We start from the raw sequence: 18,493 nt of genomic DNA on the forward strand, positions 1-18,493 counted from the left end.
TAAATACAACCACGAGCATTTATTGGGATATGAGTTTTGCGTGTTACAGTCCAAACAATCACTTTACCCCGATTGTTTTGTTACCATCGTGCCAAGAAATCAATATATTGGGGTTCATTTTATCGATAATGAAGGAAGAACATATTTAAAATATCATTTTGGAGAAGTAAAAGAAGACCGCACCCTATTTTTAGAAGAAGTTTGGTTTACGCAATACATTGTAGGAAACAGCAGTGAAGACGAAGAGTACCGGATTCACTTTGCATTTGATCAGGACGGAAACTATGCAGCCCGAAAATATATCGATTCTAAGAGGAAATACGAAGATTACGAAGGCAATCAAACACTGGACTTTTCCGGCTTATACGAAAAATATCCCGAATTTGGACAATACCAAGGCATCATCCAACTTGAACGCCCAGTATTGATTGATATAATTTCAGGGCATAAGCAACGATAAGGTTGCTGGGCTTTATCTATTGTTGAGAAGTGTAAAAACTGGCTCAATAAGATATTCAGCCTGCATTTTTGAGTTGTATAAGCCAAAACATTCTGCTAATAGTTTTTTTCCATGTCATTTTGTTGTTGAATAGATGTTTTCCCATCACCATTTATATTTGCTTTCGCGAATAGTTAACAAATTGTTTTTTTTATAAAAATTTCCCCGATCTTCAGGTGGGTAATTTTTGCCTTTATAGGTCTTATATATGGTATCGTTTTTTTATGTGTCTTTGGTCAAAAATATACAACACCTTCATTTCTAAATTCATTCCTCGCCCAGTCCTCATTTTCGATTATTGGATAATATTTTTTTAATTTTTCATAAAATTCATCATTAGGTGGATAGGCTTCTTTATTTTCATAATGGTCATAGACTTCTTTATAATTTATACAATAAGCATTTTTACCCTTTATTTTTAAAGTATAAACATAAATTTCTTGGTAACGACTATATCTTAAAAAAGAATATCTATATTTTAATTTTTTTAATAAATCTGTGTCTGACATAACTGTCAATTCTCGTTGTAAATCTTGCCTATCTTTAGTTGTAAAATTAGGGATATTTTTCATAGCCCAATTGGGTAATTCCTGCCTGATTTCTTGTAATTGTTGCGGATCAAAAGCTTTGGGTTTAGGATTCCATAAAAGCGATTCGCTTAAACATTCGCAGCCTTCTTTTTCTATTCTTTCAGTAATATCATAAGGAGTGGTTCCCCATATTTCATATCTTCCATCTTCTGTTTTGCACCACATATTTTTCATATAGCAACTGTTTAATAATGTGATTAGTAATAATATTAATAAAATATTTTTCATTGTTTTATAATTGAGGCTTAAAAGTTTTCATATCATTAGGTACACCCACAGGAGTTGAAGCACCTGTTATCGGATGCCTTGCTCCGTCGGCAGCAAATCAGGCACCATCTATTTTTATTTATTAAATTCTATTTTTTTCCATTCTTTCCATCTCTTTTTTTCTGTAGGAGTATATTTTTGATTCAGCAAGTATTTGTATTTATCATTACATAGTTTATTATTCACTGAAGTTGCTTTATTTTTCTTGCTTCATAAAATAGTTTAATACAATTTTTTTCATCATTAATTACTCTTAAATTCCATCAAAGATGTGGGTGATATTTAAGGGAATCACCGTATGGTAACTAAAGGTTATTTTCCAATCTGAATATTATCCTTCAGGTAACATTCCAGACCGACAGGTATAAGCTTAATTTTTCCTGAGGGATAAAAACTATCTTTAAACACTATCATCCATATTTTTATTAATGTAAGAAATGTTATTTTCCATCACCAAAATATTGTTCTCTCAATGCTGGATCTGTAAAAAGACATCTATCGTCAAATTCTTTATCAAACTCTTCACGACTTTTTATAGGCTTATCAGTAATATAAATATAATTTTTATCTAAACCAATCGTTTCGTCCCATTCTGAATCATGTCGGATCTCATTTTTCGTTCTAAACGTATTAACATCGGCACCGTCTATTTTTTTTCCACCGTAGTAGATTGCATTTTCAACACGTAAGTAATCTCCTCCTAACACCGCATAATCTGAAGATGAGCCAGCTATAAAAAGTTCACTATTGACTTGAGAATAGCAGGTATAAATATAGATATAGTGTTTATCTTTGAAATAATACTCACTTTGCATACCTTCGTTATATCTTAGATAGTAATTATTATTAATCTTTTTTCTATCCTCTATGTCATTAAACAGCAAATCAAATGTTTCTATATCAATTGTTTTGCTTACGGGTTGATACATTTTCGTTTTTGGATTATAAATTGTTGAATAATAGAGTGTATCTGTTGTTTTTTTTGCACACCATGAATTAGGAATTTGAATATTCCATTCGTTACCATTCTTAACAAGAAATGTAGAACGAGTTTTTGTAACAGCATTATCGCAGGCTGTTACCAAAAAAATGGATAGTAAATAGATGATTATTTTTTTTATTTTTCATAATTAGTTGATATTAAATATCTCTCCTTAATAATAGTAATTCGTTCCACTTTTACCAAACCAAACCCCCTTTTCAATATGATAATGAAAGATCATTTGGATTGGCTCCTAATAGATTAGTTCTCTTCTGGAAAATATTGTTGTTTTAACTTAATTTTAATAGTACTTTCAATATCTAAAGAATTAAATTCAGAATAGGATAATCGCTCATTCCTTATATAAAGATATTTTTCATCATAACCTAATTCTGGATGATTCGCATTTGCTGGTATAACATTAAAATATTTAGCTTCAACGTCTAATAACTGCCTTGCATTCCAAAAAACGGTCTGGTTATCTTTAATATATTGTCCTACAACTTTATAGTTTGAAAATTGCAGAGGTAAGATAGAGATATTAATATCTGTAGCAAAATCAGCAATAGCATATATATTTTTATTATCAGAAAAATATTCAGTTGAATCTATACGATGAAAACTACTTTCATTCAAAACATCATTAAGTAATTTTATTTTCAATTCAGGAAAGTGTAAATCGTAAACTCTATTTTGATAACCATAAGCAATTGTTCCTCTGGGATATCCAGGATATTTATATTGTAAGTAATAATTACCTTGTTTATCTTTATATAGGATATCTTTTACCTGAATATATTCAGAATTAACTTGTTCTAAATGTATTTTTTGTGTTTTTATATCATTTGAACGGCTGTTACATGAAATAGTTAGTAACATTAATATAAAAATTATTTTTTTTGCATTTTCCATAGTTTTATATTTATTGGTCCGTATTTGTTTTATCATCATAAACCCAAAAATCTTCAGAATTATCTAACAATTTACCTAATGTTCAACTTGCCACAAAAACAAAATAACTTTCCAGAAGATACTGTTTTTAGATTTTTTTAGAAGATAAAGTTTTATGCTCCGTCGTTTTTTGTAAAGAATCAATTTCATCTGATATAACAGATTTTAAAGGAACGGCACCAACCGGCAATGCTTTTTCAATAATTAATTCTGAACCTTGTTTTGCTAGCCATTGCTGTAATTTGGTAAAATCACTACACCAAAGGGTTTCAATATCACTATCACGTTGTTGATTGTTTTCGGAAGTCAATTTAACTGCTCGTACCTGCATGCGTGCCACCTCAGCGTTAGCGGCTAACTCTATGCCGTAACCAGGTGTAGAAGGATTACGCAAAACTAATCGCCCATCTTTCGCCCACTGTGTATCCATTCCGTGTCGTACTTCATATCCTAAGCTAGCCAGTCCCTGTAAAATAACTTGCTGTCTGTACATCGCTTCGGTTTTTTCTGTGATTTGTGCCAGCGTATGTTCGCAATTATCTATTAATATTTTCAATTCTTTAACACTCATCGTGTCAAGTTTATTAAAATCAAAATCTAAAGGCTCCGTTGTTTTTTGTTGTAATTCAGCGATTAATAATTCCAATTGTGCTTGTAAAACTCCACGTTCCTTGGCCTCATTAACCGCTTGAGCTAAGTCTAGAATAATACTATCCAGTAGTAGTTTCTTACGGTTAGGTTGTAACTCCTGCTCAATGTTGTTTAAGCGCTCAATAAATACATCATAAACTTCTTTTTGTTCAAGTGATAATTCTGCAAGATAGTGTTCAATTTTTTGTATATAAGGGTCTTTTTGCAATGCAATATTTTGTTGTTCTAACCAGCTTGCAAAGGTTTGCGTGGTGTTATCAACCACCATACGATTGAGCAAAGCTTGTTGCTTTTCGGAAAGTTCTTTGGTGTTTTTAGGCATGAGTAAATTAAAGGCTTTCGTTAAAAGCTGATTAACATTCCCCTGATATTTACCTTTAATCGCTTGCTGTAATTCGTTATTGAATTGATCGGAGCGAACAACTTGTTTATTATTTAATAAATTAATGAGAGCTTTGATATTTTCTTTTGCTTGCTTTTCTTCAATAGCTTGCTGACTTTTGGCAGCGACCTTTAATTGTCGACGTTGTGCGATATCGTCACTTAGACTGGTTATTTCAATCGGTACAAGTCTTTGTATGTCTGAGAAACGTTGCTCTTCTAACATTTGATCAAAGGTTTTTCGTTTTGCAATGATTGTTTCATAAAACTTTTCATCTGTTTCATTCAGCTTATCCATTGCTTTTTGCCATTGCTTAATCGATTGATCCAGACGGGCCAAATGCCCTTTGCTGGTAGCCATCATTTCTTCTAGCGTAACAATTCTGACAACTTTTGGGCCACTCATTGACTTACCTCGGATGTTAATACAGTTTCAACCAACGTTTTTAAACGTTTCTTTTCTTGTTCTTTATTTTCATACCAATTATGTGATGAAATACGTATGATATTAGGAATTGCACGTTTTAAAACCGATTGTCGCCAAATTTCACGCGATCTAGCATGATTTAACAATGAGTGAATTGGTGCATCACATTCAATCCCAATACTGTATAGTTTCGTTGCTGGGTCTTCAATCGCAAAATCTAACGCGAATACACCATTACCTGATTGACGCATATACCCTACCCCCAAAGACTGGATATAGGCTTCTACATCATCAAGAAAAGCATCTTGTTGCATAGTCTCTGTTCTATCAATAACAAACTGGCTATAACCCGTAACTCGATTAAGTAGATCTTTACTGTAGTCAAATTTACCTTCTGACAATGCTTTAGCATAAGCTAAATAGCATTGTAAATAATCCCTAGGTGTAGTTGGGCTCTGTTTGCCAGATAACATATCAGAAATATCGTCTATCGGCATTGAGGAGACTAAAATTATTTTCTTACGAGCTCGTGTAATGGCCACATTAAGCCGCCTTTCTCCCCCCTGTTGTCCTAATACGCCAAAATTACGTCTAAAGATTCCTTTCTCATTGCATCCAAAAGTTGTCGAGAACACAATAATGTCACGTTCATCGCCTTGTACATTTTCAACATTTTTAATAAAAATGGACATATCTTCGCCGTTGTCCATACGTTGATTTTCTTCTTTGAAGATGGTGGCAAACGTTTCATCTTCAGCTGCTTTTTCATAAAAGAACTTTTCAATTAAGTCTGCTTGCTTTTTATTAAATGTAACGACGCCTATAGAAGGACGTTTGCCCGATGACTGCTGCCAAATATTGTCCACCACTTGAACAACTTTTTTGGCCTCTTTTAAATTTGTTTGTTGTTCATATACTCCATTAGCCCATATATACTCTAAAGGCTGTGCTTGTTTAATCGTTTCTAACGGATGCCGAACGGGTATATTTAGTTGATTCATATAGAAAGCAGCATTCGAATAATCAATTAACTCTCGATATTCCGAACGATAGTGAATTTGCAAGCCTGTAGTTGGTAATACTGAACGAGCAAGTTGTAATAAATCAGGACAATCCGTAATTTCTTTTGAGTCCCATTTGCCTTGTAATACCTCTTGTTGTTCTTCATCGGTTAATTCAGCGCTTAAATTAAGATCTAAATCTTCCTCAAGCTCTGCTTGAGCACTAAAGAAAGAGCTAGGTGGCATTTGCTTTTCATCCCCACTCACGACAGCCACTTTAGCGCGATAAAGTGATGGTATTGCATATTCGACAGGCATTTGTGAAGCCTCATCAAAAATGACCACATCGAACAAGCCTGCTTTTAAAGGCAATAGCCGACTCACAATATCAGGATTCATTAACCAAATGGGTCTTAAACTCATAAGCCCTAACTGCACACCTTGTTCTACAAACTCACGCAATCTTCTTGCACGCTGCCCGGTTAATCGTGTAATATCTTCCCATTCTCTAGCACTCGCTAACTTACCGACAGGAATATTGTGCGTAAATAAGGTTTTATTTAATTCACGGATCTCTTCATCAGCTGAGGCTAAAGCCTGAATTTGTTGTTGAATTTCATCCTCATTGGTTAGCAGTACAGGATTATCTTGCTCAATACGTGCTTTCCATGTCTGTTTAGCCTCATAATTTAATAGCTGTCTAAAACTTTTATCAAGCGCTGTCATAGGTAAATGAGTTAAGTCTTCCTGATAAAGCCTTAAACGTTCAAACAACTTAATAGCTTTGGCTGATAATTGTGGAACACGTTTTCTAAAATATTGGTAAGCTTCAAGAGTATCAAGTGCACGGTTAATTTCTATCAGCAATAGAGGAGAAATTTCATTTTTTTCGATAGACGTTTTGCAGTTTTCATAGAGTGTATCTTCAAAATAACTTACTAACGGCAATAATGCCTCTAAAGAAGCTTTACGTGAAGCATATCTTTCAAAAGCGGTATGATAATCATTTAATAAGTGTTCGAATGCCACTTTACTTCGTAAGACTGACTTTTCAACTTCTTCACAGTGAGGTGCCGACATAATTCTTTTAGCCCATTCTTTTACCTCTTGCAAACTTGTTAATGTTTCATTGACGACATTTTTTATATTCAGGTTTGTACGATTATCAGGTACTGGCAATTGTAGTCTAGCGCATATAGTTTGTATCTCTTGACGAATAGGGCGATATTCTTGCTCAAGCAACAATGCATTATAAAGTTTAGGAATGACCTCCAAATTCGGCAACTCACCTTGTAATGCTAAAAATGCTAATAATGCCTGTTTTGATCTATAACGTTTAATACTTAAGAAACTATACCATGACCTAGGCATTAACATCAGTCGAGCTTTGTTTGATAAATCATTTAACTCATTTAACTCTAACAAACAAAGTTTAAGGGATAAATCACACCAACTGCTTTCATTTAACAGTGCTAAGCGCTCTTTCAATAGAGTCAGTTGGTTAATTAGTAAATCGCCTTCTAACACAGCGGAAGCATCAGCACCCAGCTTAAAAAAAGGCAACCATTTTACTAAACGTGCGCGAATACTTTCTGTGATCGCCAGAAAATGATTCCCCTCTGCTTCAATCCATTGCTGGTAGGGTTTTGGGTTGTCTACTTCAAAGCGCGTATGATTAGTCAACTGACTCATTCTTAGCTGTTCAACACTTAAAAAATGGCTAAAGAATTTTTTAAAATCTTCTAGTGTAGCTAAATCATGGGAAAATACTTTTAAATGAATTAGAGGACTATTTTCGTAACAGGCAGGCAACCAAAAACGCACTAGTGGTGCACACTCATTTTCTAATGTTATTAACTGTTGTGGATCGCAATCACTTATCACTGATCTTATTTGAGGCGCTGCAAATAACTGATAGTTTTTATCAATACCAATTAAATCAGCAATCAATTCTCTATAACTTAACCCCGTTTGAGGATCTTGTTGATGTAGTGCCTCGTGATGATTATCTAAACGATTTTCTAAATCTGTAATTTTGGCTGCAACTAGTTTACGTTTTTCGATCCAATCCGTTCTTTCAGGGAATTTAAATAATAATCCCAGTTGTTCTCGTATACTACTAATCACCGAATTTCTATTTGCATTAACATCATTGACCATAATACTGCGAGAATCTAGCCCTTCCGCGGCTAAGCGTTTATATACTACCTCTAATGCTGCTTTTTTCTGGCAAACAATCAACACAGTTTTATTTCGGCCAATCGCGTCGCCCACCATATTTACAATGGTTTGGCTTTTTCCTGTCCCTGGTGGTCCTTCAATTAAGAGTCCTGAGTCTTGTCGTGCTTGCAAAACGGCATTTTCTTGCGAAGGGTCACTGGACACTGAAAAATAGCGATCTAACTCTGCCGGCTTTTCAGGAATTTCAGCAACTGCTTGATAAGGCTTTAAACGTAGTGCTGTTTCTAACGCAGTATTAACAGGTGATAATTTCTTTAAACGGTTAAGTTCTTCACCGATGGATTGACCTAAAAAGTTTACATCAAATAACACAGCCGAACATGCAATGCAGACTTCACTAAGTTCAGTGTCAAAATTAATAGGTAGATTTTGCACTTGCCGAGACGATACACTCCCCAAATTAGTTAATGTATCCATAACTTCGAGTGTCGTCAGCGCAGATCTCGCTAATAACTCATCTATAACGCTTTTCCAATCTTCATACAACGCCTTTCCCAACATACCTTCTAATGCAGGATTAACCCTGATTTCTTCACGTTCATTATCAAATGCTAAAGTAATACGATTGGGAACGCCCATATCATAATTAAGTGTAATGGGCCAAAGTAATAGCGGAGCAATACGAGGTAATCGATTGCTATTAGGCTCTTGATAAAGCAAAAAAGGGAATCCCATGTACAATCCATTAATCCCTGTATCTCTTCTACAGAGATTAGATTGACGGTATAAATTACGCAATTGATACTCGATAAAGTTGTTGGCTTGAAAGGCTTCCAGATCAATAGCTTGCGGTCGGCTATTGCGCTGTACAATATGATCTAACAATTTATTGGCAGACGTTCTTTCTGTACCTAATAAATTAATATCGACACGCGCAGTGTACATTCCTAGACGCATTCTCACTAAAGGGCCTTTTAATATAGATGTAGTGACTTTTTTATGGAAAAAATCAATAATCTGAGAGGTATACTGCCGTTTGTGGGGCTTAACCCATTTTTCAGGTCCAATACTTAATAAAACCAACAATTTCGGTAATGGCATGCGTTTTTCAAGACGGTATTGTTCTGCCCATTGGTCGACTTCATCCAAGCCCGTGCTGGCAAATCCCTCTATTCGTTCATTTAACTGTTGATAAAGCGTCAAACGCGGTTGCGCGATTAACCTTCTTAACGCCTCATCATCAACCATATCAATGTTTAATTTCTTTCCTAATGTGAGTGACTCTTTAAGTACTGTATCTAATGATTTAAACTGCCCAAGCTCAGCACTGAGTAAAACAATGAAATCCTCTTCGCTAATGCTGCGCCGCTCTAATAATGACAGTAGCCCTGCGTTATTTGCATCCGGAAACAGGGCGTTTTTTTCCGACCATATGGCTGCTAATTGGGCTCGAGAAGCCGAGAGCAAATGGATTCTTAAAACTTCTTCATCCAGTTTTATTTGTAAGTTCAAAGCTCGCTGACGAACCGTATTAGCTCGCTCATGTAAATGCCATAACCACACCTCAGATGCTTTTAGTATACTTGGAATACCCCCTGAAATAAGCTGGTATCCGTCACTAGGATGTTGCAATAACCAATTTGGCGTTACAATATTACCGGCTATAATGAGTGGCATATCAGGATTTAAAATCTTTAATACCACCATCAATTGCATATCCGATGTTAAATCCGGCTTACGCATAATCTCTCTGATAGTGGCTAGACTCGTGGCATCAAAATCTGTTTGCTCTAACCATGTCACCAAATTACCTCGAGACAAAAGCTCGGTCGCCTCTTGCCAATTAACCGGGTTAGCTGCATTTAATGCAAATACTTTAACTCTATGGTAACTTTTTCCACCCAAGGAAATACTTCTATCGAGATCAACTTCTTGCGCAGTCGCTTGCACCATTTCGGGAGCAGCTACATCCTCGCCGTTAATCCACGCTTGAACTTCAGACCATTGCCAGCGACGATGATGATCTTTAGCCAATAGTCCTCTTAATAGCAACTGTAGCCGAGGGTCTAATGTGGTTGGAATATCTACACCACTGGCCAGTACTTGAATGATAAACGCTTGTGTATTTACGCCCTCAAAGCATTTACCTTGTGTCAATTGCTCTAGTAGAATAACGCCCAAGCTCCACCAATCAGAAGCGACACTTACACCACCTGCTACAACTTCTGGCGCAGTATAAAAAGTAGTTGCCAAAGGCGATATAACTTCTAGATCAAACTCTGAGAGCCTTGCTGAACCAAACCCCGTAATCACTAAATCCAGAGGTTCTTTTGTACGCACTAATAAGTTATTAGGTCTTAAATCACAATGACGTAAACCGGCTGCGGTAAACGCATTTAGTGCTTGACCTAGCTCTGTCATGACATGGCGAATAGTATCCATATCATTAATGACCATACCCAGATCAGCTAATACTCCACCTGTTAATTCTTCTGCTACAACATAAGCTTGATCGTTCCAACGACCTTTAGTAATAATTTCTGGCACATGCTCACGAGGAAGGTTACGCAAGACTTCATATACATCAATATTTGGCTCAGCACCGGTATGATAGAGCGTTAGAACTGCACGTTTTTCATCATGTAATCTTTTGACCAAATAACGTTCACGCACGCCATCGGTTTGACTAATAAGTTGCAGTAACTGCCAATCATCAATGGTGGTAATATCAGACTCTGTTATGGTTTCTTCTTGGTTAGAAGGTATTCGTTCTGGATTTTCTGAATTATCTATCTCAGCTAAATCAGCACCACACTCCATGCAAATTAAATCACCTGTATCCATGATATGGCCATTCACACAGTGTGCCACAGTGATTTCTGGCAACACATCATTGACCGTTACAACGCTCTGGGGGCGCCATCCTGTTTCACTAATAGTTACCGATGACAAATCCCAACCACAGAGTTCATCATTAATAGTCCCTTCACAGAAAATCTCATGAAGAGATCGCTCTGTTTGACAATTAGGACAAAACCGCATCATGGCCATGCTAAAATCCTTAATACTTTGTTTTATCAGCAGTCACTTTTATCTGATGCCCTTGTTGCTTTAAAAGAGTTTGTAATTTTACGAAATCATCACGCCTAGGGATGCCGGCAAACCAGACAACCCCTTCTGCGTCAAACATGACATCTAATACTTTATCCTCAGTTGTAACTGCTTGCTGATAATAGGCAAATTTTTCTACAGCTTGTGAGGTAAAACAATGTAACCTTTGATTATCACTACCTCTTAACCTTAAAGTTTGTGAACTCTGCCGTTGAAAGGGGTCACTGATTAACACATCAATGTAAGGTTTAATTTGCTGTAACTGATCGGTAATATCTTCAACGCCATACCCTGTGTACACTAAAATATCGACCTTTGTTCTTTCGCGTAACTGAACCACAATAGCCAACAACGCCTCAAATTGATCGAACGGTTCCCCGCCAGAGATAGTAATCCCATCAATCAAAGGTAGGTAAGAGGAAAGCTTCATCATCAGTTGTTCAATTGGAATTAACGTTTTTGCTGTTGCCCATGTATCAACTGAAATACAACCCTCACAACGTAAACTACAACCTTGAAACCAAATACCAAGTCGCCTACCTGGTCCTAGTGTTGTTACTGGAAAATGAATACGCGAGATACCAACTGTTAACACCATTTACTCCAAAATTAATTGCCCTATTTGCAACTGAGTTACCACTAATGTTTGACCTGTTTGAGGGTTTAACTTAAACAACTCACGAGCCAATGGATTTAATAAATAAGCCTCAATGTGATTACGTATTCCTCGACCACCATTTGATAAATCAGCTAAAGCAATGTTTTTCAAACTGTCTAATGCTTCTGGGGTAAAGGATAAAATTAACCCTTGTGATTGTAAATCTTCAATCACACCATCGATCATTTGTTGGAATATTTGCTCCGCCACATCAGGACGAATAAAGTCAAAGACAATAATATTTTCGCCTATCCTATTCAATATTTCGGGGCGATTTAAAACAAATTTAAAATGCCGCTCAATTTCATTTTTTACTTTTGCTTGAACATCATCAAATTGAACATTAGCAGTAACGTTAGGAATGCGCTCACCTGTTTCGGTCAGTTTATAAATTCCAAGATTGGATGTAAAAATGATGAGTGCCTCTGAAAAATAAACACGCTCACCTCGACCAGAAGTTAGAACACCATCATCTAAAATTTGTAAAAATTTATCCATAACCCGAGGATGAGCTTTTTCAATCTCATCAAATAATACGACACTAAACGGTTTTTCTCGTATTGCATTGGTTAGCTCCCCTCCTACATCATAGCCCACATAGCCGGGAGGTGAACCAATTAAACGCTGATCGGAAAATTCTGAACTAAACTCAGACATATCAAAGCGAATGTATGCGCTTTCATCATTAAAGAGCAAACTGGTAACTGTTTTGGCAAGCTCTGTTTTACCTACACCTGTTGGACCTGCTAAAAAAACTACGCCACGGGGTCTATTTCCTCTTCGGTTAGCACCAATACCCGTAATTGCTCGCTTTATAATATCGAGCATATGGACAACCGCATGATTTTGTCCTTTAACTCGTTGATACACAAAGTTATCTGCTTGTGCTATTTTTTCACGATCAATTTTCTGCCATGGATCTTCCGTTACACCTACTTTATAGCGCCTTACGGCATCATTGATATCATCAATGCTCAATTTCTCTACTCTTGCCAATGTCGTAATAGCATTCATATCCAGCAATAACATCCCCTCTGTACTGTTAACAAAGGTTGTTTCCGCTTTTGCCAGCAATTCTGGCGAAGTTTGTTGCGAACCAGAAATACCTTTTATTAATCCAGAGGCTAATGCTCGACGAGCAGCGCTGTCTGGTTTAGAAACTGGAATATGACGAATTCGTGGATTATTTACTAATAACCAGTCAGGTAAATCCCCTTCTTTTTCTACCAACCAAAGTACAGTATTAAAAAAGGGCGTACGATTTGTACCAGCTGGTCTTGCATTCACTCGATGAGAGAGTACTAATGCCCGCGTAAACAGCTGATGTTCTGCTGTACTTAAGTTATCTGCACGAATGGTCAGTTGTGAGGCAAAATCAATAATTAATGCAACAGGCTCGTCATTAAGATTAACAAAATTTTCTAATGCATTTCCCAATAAATCAATGCCTGCAGCAGCCCGCCCTTTTTCTGGCGTTAATCCTACTTGTTGTAATAATTTATCAATATCAATAGCTGGTAAATCAGGTGTTTGTAAACCATAAAACCCCGATAAAGGATCCCAAATCAGTACTTGACTATACCCCACACCGCGCAGAGCACGATATAACGCTAACTCAAATGTTTGTGGTGTAATAACCCCTGGCTCCACTTCACACGCTTGTAAATCCCTAATATTTCCTGACAATAAAAACTGGCTCTTTAAATGTAAAAACCTAACTAAATCACGCATCCAACGTGGCTTACTAAACTGATAAGTCATGCCGAAAATCCTTTAATAATAAACCTCCAATAATCACTACCATGTATTATATAGAAACATATTGATATAACTAGCCTTAATAATTAAAGATATGTAATGTTGATAGTAATAAAATAAAACTACTTAGTACTTGAGAGGGATTGGTTGACATTTTATAGGTTTTAATAAATAAAAACACTATTTTTATATATATTGAAATCTATCATATTTGTGTTCGTTGTCATTCAGCCAACGGTAAGATATCGCCAGAGCAATATGAAAGCATTATTATAAAAACATGAAATCATATTGGGCAGGATTATTAATGGAGGACGATGAATCATTCTTAACAAAACCTAAATATTCTTATAATTCAGCATTTCAGAGTTGCTTTATAGTATGTTTTTGAGCATAGTTGAAAATTAATTTATATCTTGTTCCGTTTTAATTTTAGCCGTTAATATTGAATTTCTTTTGTTATCAATAAATCCTTAGAATATATCTAATTTGGATTTACACAAAATTTAATACAGTTTCGCACAGAACCATCTTGCAAGATACATTATCAGATTACTTTTGGAAAACTATACAATTTAGACCAGAACTAATCTGACAGAAACCTTTCAAAATCATATACTGTAAATGCTGGTCTAAACGTATTCACATTATTAATATTCTATATCTTGATTCATTGTTTGATGAATATCGACTTTAATATTACCATCAAATTTGTTGACTAACCAAATATTCAAATTAACACTCTTAATAAATTCATATAATCTATTTATACCATTAACTAGACTTTTAGGTCTCGTTGTAGCCACAAATAGCTGTTTCATAAATTTTTCTTGATTACTCAATGGTCTTTTTTGGCGGTAATTGCTTTATTCCCATTAACAATTATGATTAATTTATTCCTTTTCATCTAGCTTCTTTAATTCTGTATAAATTAATGCAAATTACTTTTGAAATGTAATATCACAAATATCAACTCTTTCCATATAATTTGTAGAAACCGAAGAAAATATGATTTTTTTATTTTTATCAATAAAATAAGTTGCAGGAATAGGTAATTTATGGCTTTTATCATCATTAAATAATTCTAGATCTGCACCCAGGTTTTTATAAATTTTACGAATATTTTCTTGTAGTATGTAGGCAAGCCCATATTTATCAGCGATTTCGTTACCTTTATCTGAAAGTATTCTAAAATCAAGGTTATTTTGTATCGTTATATCATGATTAAAACGGATAGTTTGAGGGGTTATTGCAATAACCGTTGTACTATCGATAAGATTGTTATTAATAGCTTCTTGATAATGTGCTAGTTCAGCCATACAAAACGGGCACCAATTACCTCGAAAAAAGCTAAGTATTACGGCATTATCTTGTAATACATCATATAGTGAAACAGGTAATCCTTCGGCATCTGGCAACGTAAAATCAGGAGCTATATCACCGACTTTAAGAGCATGATGTTCTAAATTTTGCTCAATTAAGTTCTGAAGTGATTGTCTAAGTGCATTTAAAATATCAACAGGTACATTTTGAGCCATCTCTTTTTGTATAAGCTGAAGTTTTTCATTTAATTTCATTGTTATTTTCCTTTATGTGGCATATTAATTGTACGCATCGCTTTTTTAACAATACGCTTTGTAAATTCTGTATTACTTTCAAATACCCATCGTTCGCATAGATCTGAGACCCAATTTGGTCGAGTTTTACTTGCATCATTTAACCAATTTGCAACCGAATCTTGGACATATTTTTCTGATTCATTTTTTAATGGTTCAAGTAAAGGAAGCGCAATATCAGGTTGTGTTTTTAACTCGGTAATATGTTTACACCAAACCCCTCTAGGTCTCAAACACTCAACAGCAAACCGTCTAATGTAGGGATTCGGATTTGTTACCCAAGAAGATAGTAATTCGATAGAAACAGTTAAATCTGAACATAGTTTTTCACGAACCGCCATCCAAGCCCATTCACGAACACCGAAGTGGTTATCTTTAGCATAAGGTTGAATCTGGATAAGTAATTCTTGTAGTGATAATGGGGGTTTCTTTTCCGGAAGAATAAAACATGCCCATCCTCGGGCTGTGTCAGATATATGTTGTGATAAACAACGGTATATTTCATCTTGTATGTTATAACTAACGAATGTGTCAGCAAGTACTTTCCCTATTATTTTCATTTTAGACAAAATACCAGATGCAGTATTATTCATATTCATAACTGACAACATTTTGTTTAATAATTGTTCATTACAAAATGGCGTAAGAATCACTTTAAATAAATGTTCTTGGTCAACCTGTAAGCATTCATTGAGATGAGTTGTGGCTTCAAGCCCGTTATTTAACATGTCAATACGATTCATTATTCGTGATGTCCTAGTTATGAAATTGTTGCGTAATAGGATCTTTTTAATCTGTTTAATTAACTTTCTATATGACATGTCACTTATAAAATACTAACTTATAATGACGGTATACAGTCGGTGTAAGTAATAATTAAATTAATCCTCTTTAAGTTGAAACATTTTATTTAAAATACCAATGAGTGTTTCAATTTCAGAATCAGTGAGATTTTGTGTAATGCTAGCAATCCAACGACTGTGATCTTTGAATATTTTGTGGATTAAAACTTGACCTTTATGGGTCAGAGTTATATTAATTTTTCTTCCATCAACAGGGGCATCAGTTTTATTGACTAATTCATCTTTAACTAAAGAATTAATTAAAGATGTTATCGTCGGTTTTGTAACGCCACTTAAAGTAGCAATTTCTTGCGGAGTGAGCATTTTATACTCAAATAAAAGAACGAGCACCATAAAACGACCTTCAGATAACCGAAAATCACTCAATCGTTCAGAGCATTGCTTGTCTATTTTCTTTCCTGTAGAAAGTATGCTAAAACAGGCTTCTACTGCTGATATATTAGCCACTTTGTGTTTTTTAATAATACTCGCTAAAGATGTGTATTTTTTTTCCAATTTCATGATTATTTCTTCTTTGTAATATAGTTAGACGCCTAACTATTTTTGATAGAATCTAATAAAGTATATTTTTTGTCAAGAAATATTTAGCAATTAGTTAATTACATTTAAACAGGAAGTTTATAAAAGAATTGATATAAATCATCTAAACATAATGAACATGATATGAACCTCATAATTTTTTTAAGGCTTTTGTGTTTTGAAACAAGTGTAATAATGCCCTAATGTTGGCTAAATTATATCCTTCCTGGCATATCCACACTTTTTCGTTCTAAAAGATAAAATTATTTTTTTTATTTTTATTCTGTATTAAATAATTTAATCAGAAATACAACGGGTTATAATTATTACGCTGAGTAAATGGCGATTATGTCTATACAAATCACAAACAACAGCAACTCCAGTAATTAACCATACTTTTTCATATTATAAATTCAATCTAATACTGTGGTTATACAATAAAGTTGCCGCTATTCTTAAAATGATCTTTTATTCAAACTTTGAGGTATCGGTAGCACAAACACGGAGTCGATGACCATCAGGATCATTTCCTACAAATGTGTATCCAAAATCGAGCATTTGAGGTTCGAGTTCAATTTTGACGTTTAGTTCTTTCCACATCGCATAAATCTTATCTACTTCATTTTTTGTTACATCACTAAATGACAGCTCAAAACCACCATAATGATTGGGTGCCTTTGGCGTTATTTTATCAGCCTCTTGAAGGCCAAAAATAAAATTATCATTTAATAAAAATACAGCAAAACCAGGATAAGTTTTAACAGGTGGGCGCCCTAGTATTTTTGTGTAAAACTCTGTGCTAGCATCGACATCTTTGACATAAACAATAACGCTATTGGGTTTAAACATTTTTCTTTCCTTTTGGTGATAAAAATTAGTTTAAAGAATTTTAGTTATCTCTATTTTGATGTAGCATTGCTGACAACTGCATGTCATATTTAAAATTCAATCTAAATTATTTTGCAAACATAAAGCATGAAAATTAATCGTATAATTACTATCATCATGGTATTGCTTCAAAGAGAAAAAATAACTGGTAAAGAATTAGCAGATAAATTAGATGTATCATTGCGTACTATTTACCGAGATATACAAGTTATCGAGAGAGCTGGAATACCCATTATTACCTTTCAAGGAAGTGCAGGTGGAATAAGTATTTTAAAAAATTATAAAATTAATAAAGGTCTATTCACTAAAGAAGATGTCATTGTTTTATTAAAAAGCCTTAACTTATTATCCTCACCGGTTTTAAAAGAAAGTGAAAATTTAAGAACACTCGAGAAAATAAAGAGTTTTTTATCAGAGCAAGAACTTGATGAAGTGACAAATAACTTAAATCAACTTAATGTTGATTTATCACCTTGGTTTTCCAAACAAAATATTGATAACAAAATATCTATTATAAGACTGGCACTGAAAGAGCAACTGCTTTTATCGTTTGATTATTTAAGTGTTAGGAATAAACAAGCCTCACGTTTAATTGAGCCATATCAACTTATTTTTAAGGAAAAAGCATGGTATTTACAAGCTTTTTGCCTAACTAAAAATGATTTTCGTGTATTTAAGTTGTCGAAAATGTCAAACATTAGAAAAACAAATACTAAATTTATTAGGCAGACAACGCCTGAAGTATTTTCTTTATTCGAAACGGATATGAAAAAAAAGATTTTTAAAATAAAATTATTAATAGATGAATCGCTTTTGGAACGTATTTTAGATTTTTGTGACGAAAAAGATATTAAGAAATTAAATGCACAACAGTATCTCGTAAATTTTGACTTTATTGATGATGACTACAGTTATGGCATTTTACTAAGCTTAGGCCATAAATGTATTTGTTTAGAGCCTGAACGCGTACGTACAGAGATGATTGAACGTACGAAGCAATTAGCTCGCTCATATAGTGAAATTAACAAGTTATCTATATCAGATCATATGTTCAAATGATTTTATATTTATAACTTTTTAGCATAGAAAATTATAGAAAAATTAATAAATAGCTAGTATTGATAAATTGATGTCTGTAAAAGTCTATTAC

13 protein-coding genes are annotated in these 18,493 nt (G+C 34.5%); 2 read left to right on the plus strand and 11 right to left on the minus strand.

Annotated features, from left to right (window positions below):
• On the plus strand, nucleotides 1–460 hold a 460-nt coding region (locus FcAc13_RS08605), incomplete at its 5' end, for a hypothetical protein (protein ID WP_223064570.1).
• A 275-nt stretch (nucleotides 461–735) separates the two neighbouring features.
• Here the strand turns inward: FcAc13_RS08605 and FcAc13_RS08610 are convergent.
• The 11 genes from FcAc13_RS08610 to FcAc13_RS08660 all read right to left on the minus strand — a co-directional run bounded on the left by FcAc13_RS08610 (nucleotide 736) and on the right by FcAc13_RS08660 (nucleotide 17,304).
• The gene (locus tag FcAc13_RS08610; protein ID WP_187755816.1) at nucleotides 736–1,263 is read right to left on the minus strand and encodes a hypothetical protein; all 528 of its coding nucleotides are present in this window, start codon (nucleotides 1,261–1,263) and stop codon (nucleotides 736–738) included.
• Nucleotides 1,264–1,796: 533 nt separating this feature from the next.
• Nucleotides 1,797–2,441, minus strand: coding sequence for a DKNYY domain-containing protein (locus FcAc13_RS08615; protein WP_187755817.1), 645 nt, complete (start codon nucleotides 2,439–2,441; stop codon nucleotides 1,797–1,799).
• A gap of 158 nt (nucleotides 2,442–2,599) precedes the next feature.
• Complete coding sequence (locus tag FcAc13_RS08620) at nucleotides 2,600–3,289, minus strand: hypothetical protein (RefSeq protein WP_187755818.1); 690 nt, start codon at nucleotides 3,287–3,289, stop codon at nucleotides 2,600–2,602.
• Nucleotides 3,290–3,377: 88 nt separating this feature from the next.
• Nucleotides 3,378–4,727 (minus strand): hypothetical protein, encoded by a 1,350-nt coding sequence (locus FcAc13_RS08625; protein ID WP_187755819.1) that lies wholly within the window; start codon nucleotides 4,725–4,727, stop codon nucleotides 3,378–3,380.
• A complete protein-coding gene (locus FcAc13_RS08630) occupies nucleotides 4,724–10,981 on the minus strand; it encodes a protein kinase domain-containing protein (RefSeq protein ID WP_223064571.1) in 6,258 nt (2,085 codons plus the stop codon). The genes FcAc13_RS08625 and FcAc13_RS08630 overlap by 4 nt, the downstream gene beginning before the upstream one ends.
• Nucleotides 10,982–10,991: 10 nt before the next feature.
• The gene (locus tag FcAc13_RS08635; protein ID WP_223064572.1) at nucleotides 10,992–11,636 is read right to left on the minus strand and encodes a 4Fe-4S single cluster domain-containing protein; all 645 of its coding nucleotides are present in this window, start codon (nucleotides 11,634–11,636) and stop codon (nucleotides 10,992–10,994) included.
• A 3-nt stretch (nucleotides 11,637–11,639) separates the two neighbouring features.
• Nucleotides 11,640–13,460 carry an AAA family ATPase gene (locus FcAc13_RS08640; RefSeq protein ID WP_223064573.1) on the minus strand — a complete coding sequence of 607 codons (1,821 nt, stop codon included), beginning with the start codon at nucleotides 13,458–13,460 and terminating at the stop codon, nucleotides 11,640–11,642.
• A gap of 938 nt (nucleotides 13,461–14,398) precedes the next feature.
• The gene (locus FcAc13_RS08645; RefSeq protein ID WP_187755821.1) at nucleotides 14,399–15,034 is read right to left on the minus strand and encodes a peroxiredoxin family protein; all 636 of its coding nucleotides are present in this window, start codon (nucleotides 15,032–15,034) and stop codon (nucleotides 14,399–14,401) included.
• Between the two features lie 2 nt (nucleotides 15,035–15,036).
• The gene (locus FcAc13_RS08650) at nucleotides 15,037–15,816 is read right to left on the minus strand and encodes a DNA alkylation repair protein (protein WP_187755822.1); all 780 of its coding nucleotides are present in this window, start codon (nucleotides 15,814–15,816) and stop codon (nucleotides 15,037–15,039) included.
• A 138-nt stretch (nucleotides 15,817–15,954) separates the two neighbouring features.
• Entirely contained in the window at nucleotides 15,955–16,437 is a 483-nt protein-coding gene (locus FcAc13_RS08655) for a MarR family winged helix-turn-helix transcriptional regulator (RefSeq protein WP_187755823.1), read from the minus strand.
• A gap of 486 nt (nucleotides 16,438–16,923) precedes the next feature.
• A complete protein-coding gene (locus FcAc13_RS08660; protein ID WP_187755824.1) occupies nucleotides 16,924–17,304 on the minus strand; it encodes a VOC family protein in 381 nt (126 codons plus the stop codon).
• A gap of 126 nt (nucleotides 17,305–17,430) precedes the next feature.
• Between FcAc13_RS08660 and FcAc13_RS08665 the strand changes: the two genes are divergently transcribed.
• Nucleotides 17,431–18,402: a helix-turn-helix transcriptional regulator gene (locus tag FcAc13_RS08665; protein ID WP_187755825.1), complete on the plus strand. Its 972-nt coding sequence runs from the start codon at nucleotides 17,431–17,433 to the stop codon at nucleotides 18,400–18,402.
• Nucleotides 18,403–18,493: the final 91 nt, after the last annotated feature.

Origin of the sequence: Frischella japonica, assembly GCF_014489845.1 — a bacterium.
GTDB classification, from domain to species: domain Bacteria; phylum Pseudomonadota; class Gammaproteobacteria; order Enterobacterales; family Orbaceae; genus Frischella; species Frischella japonica.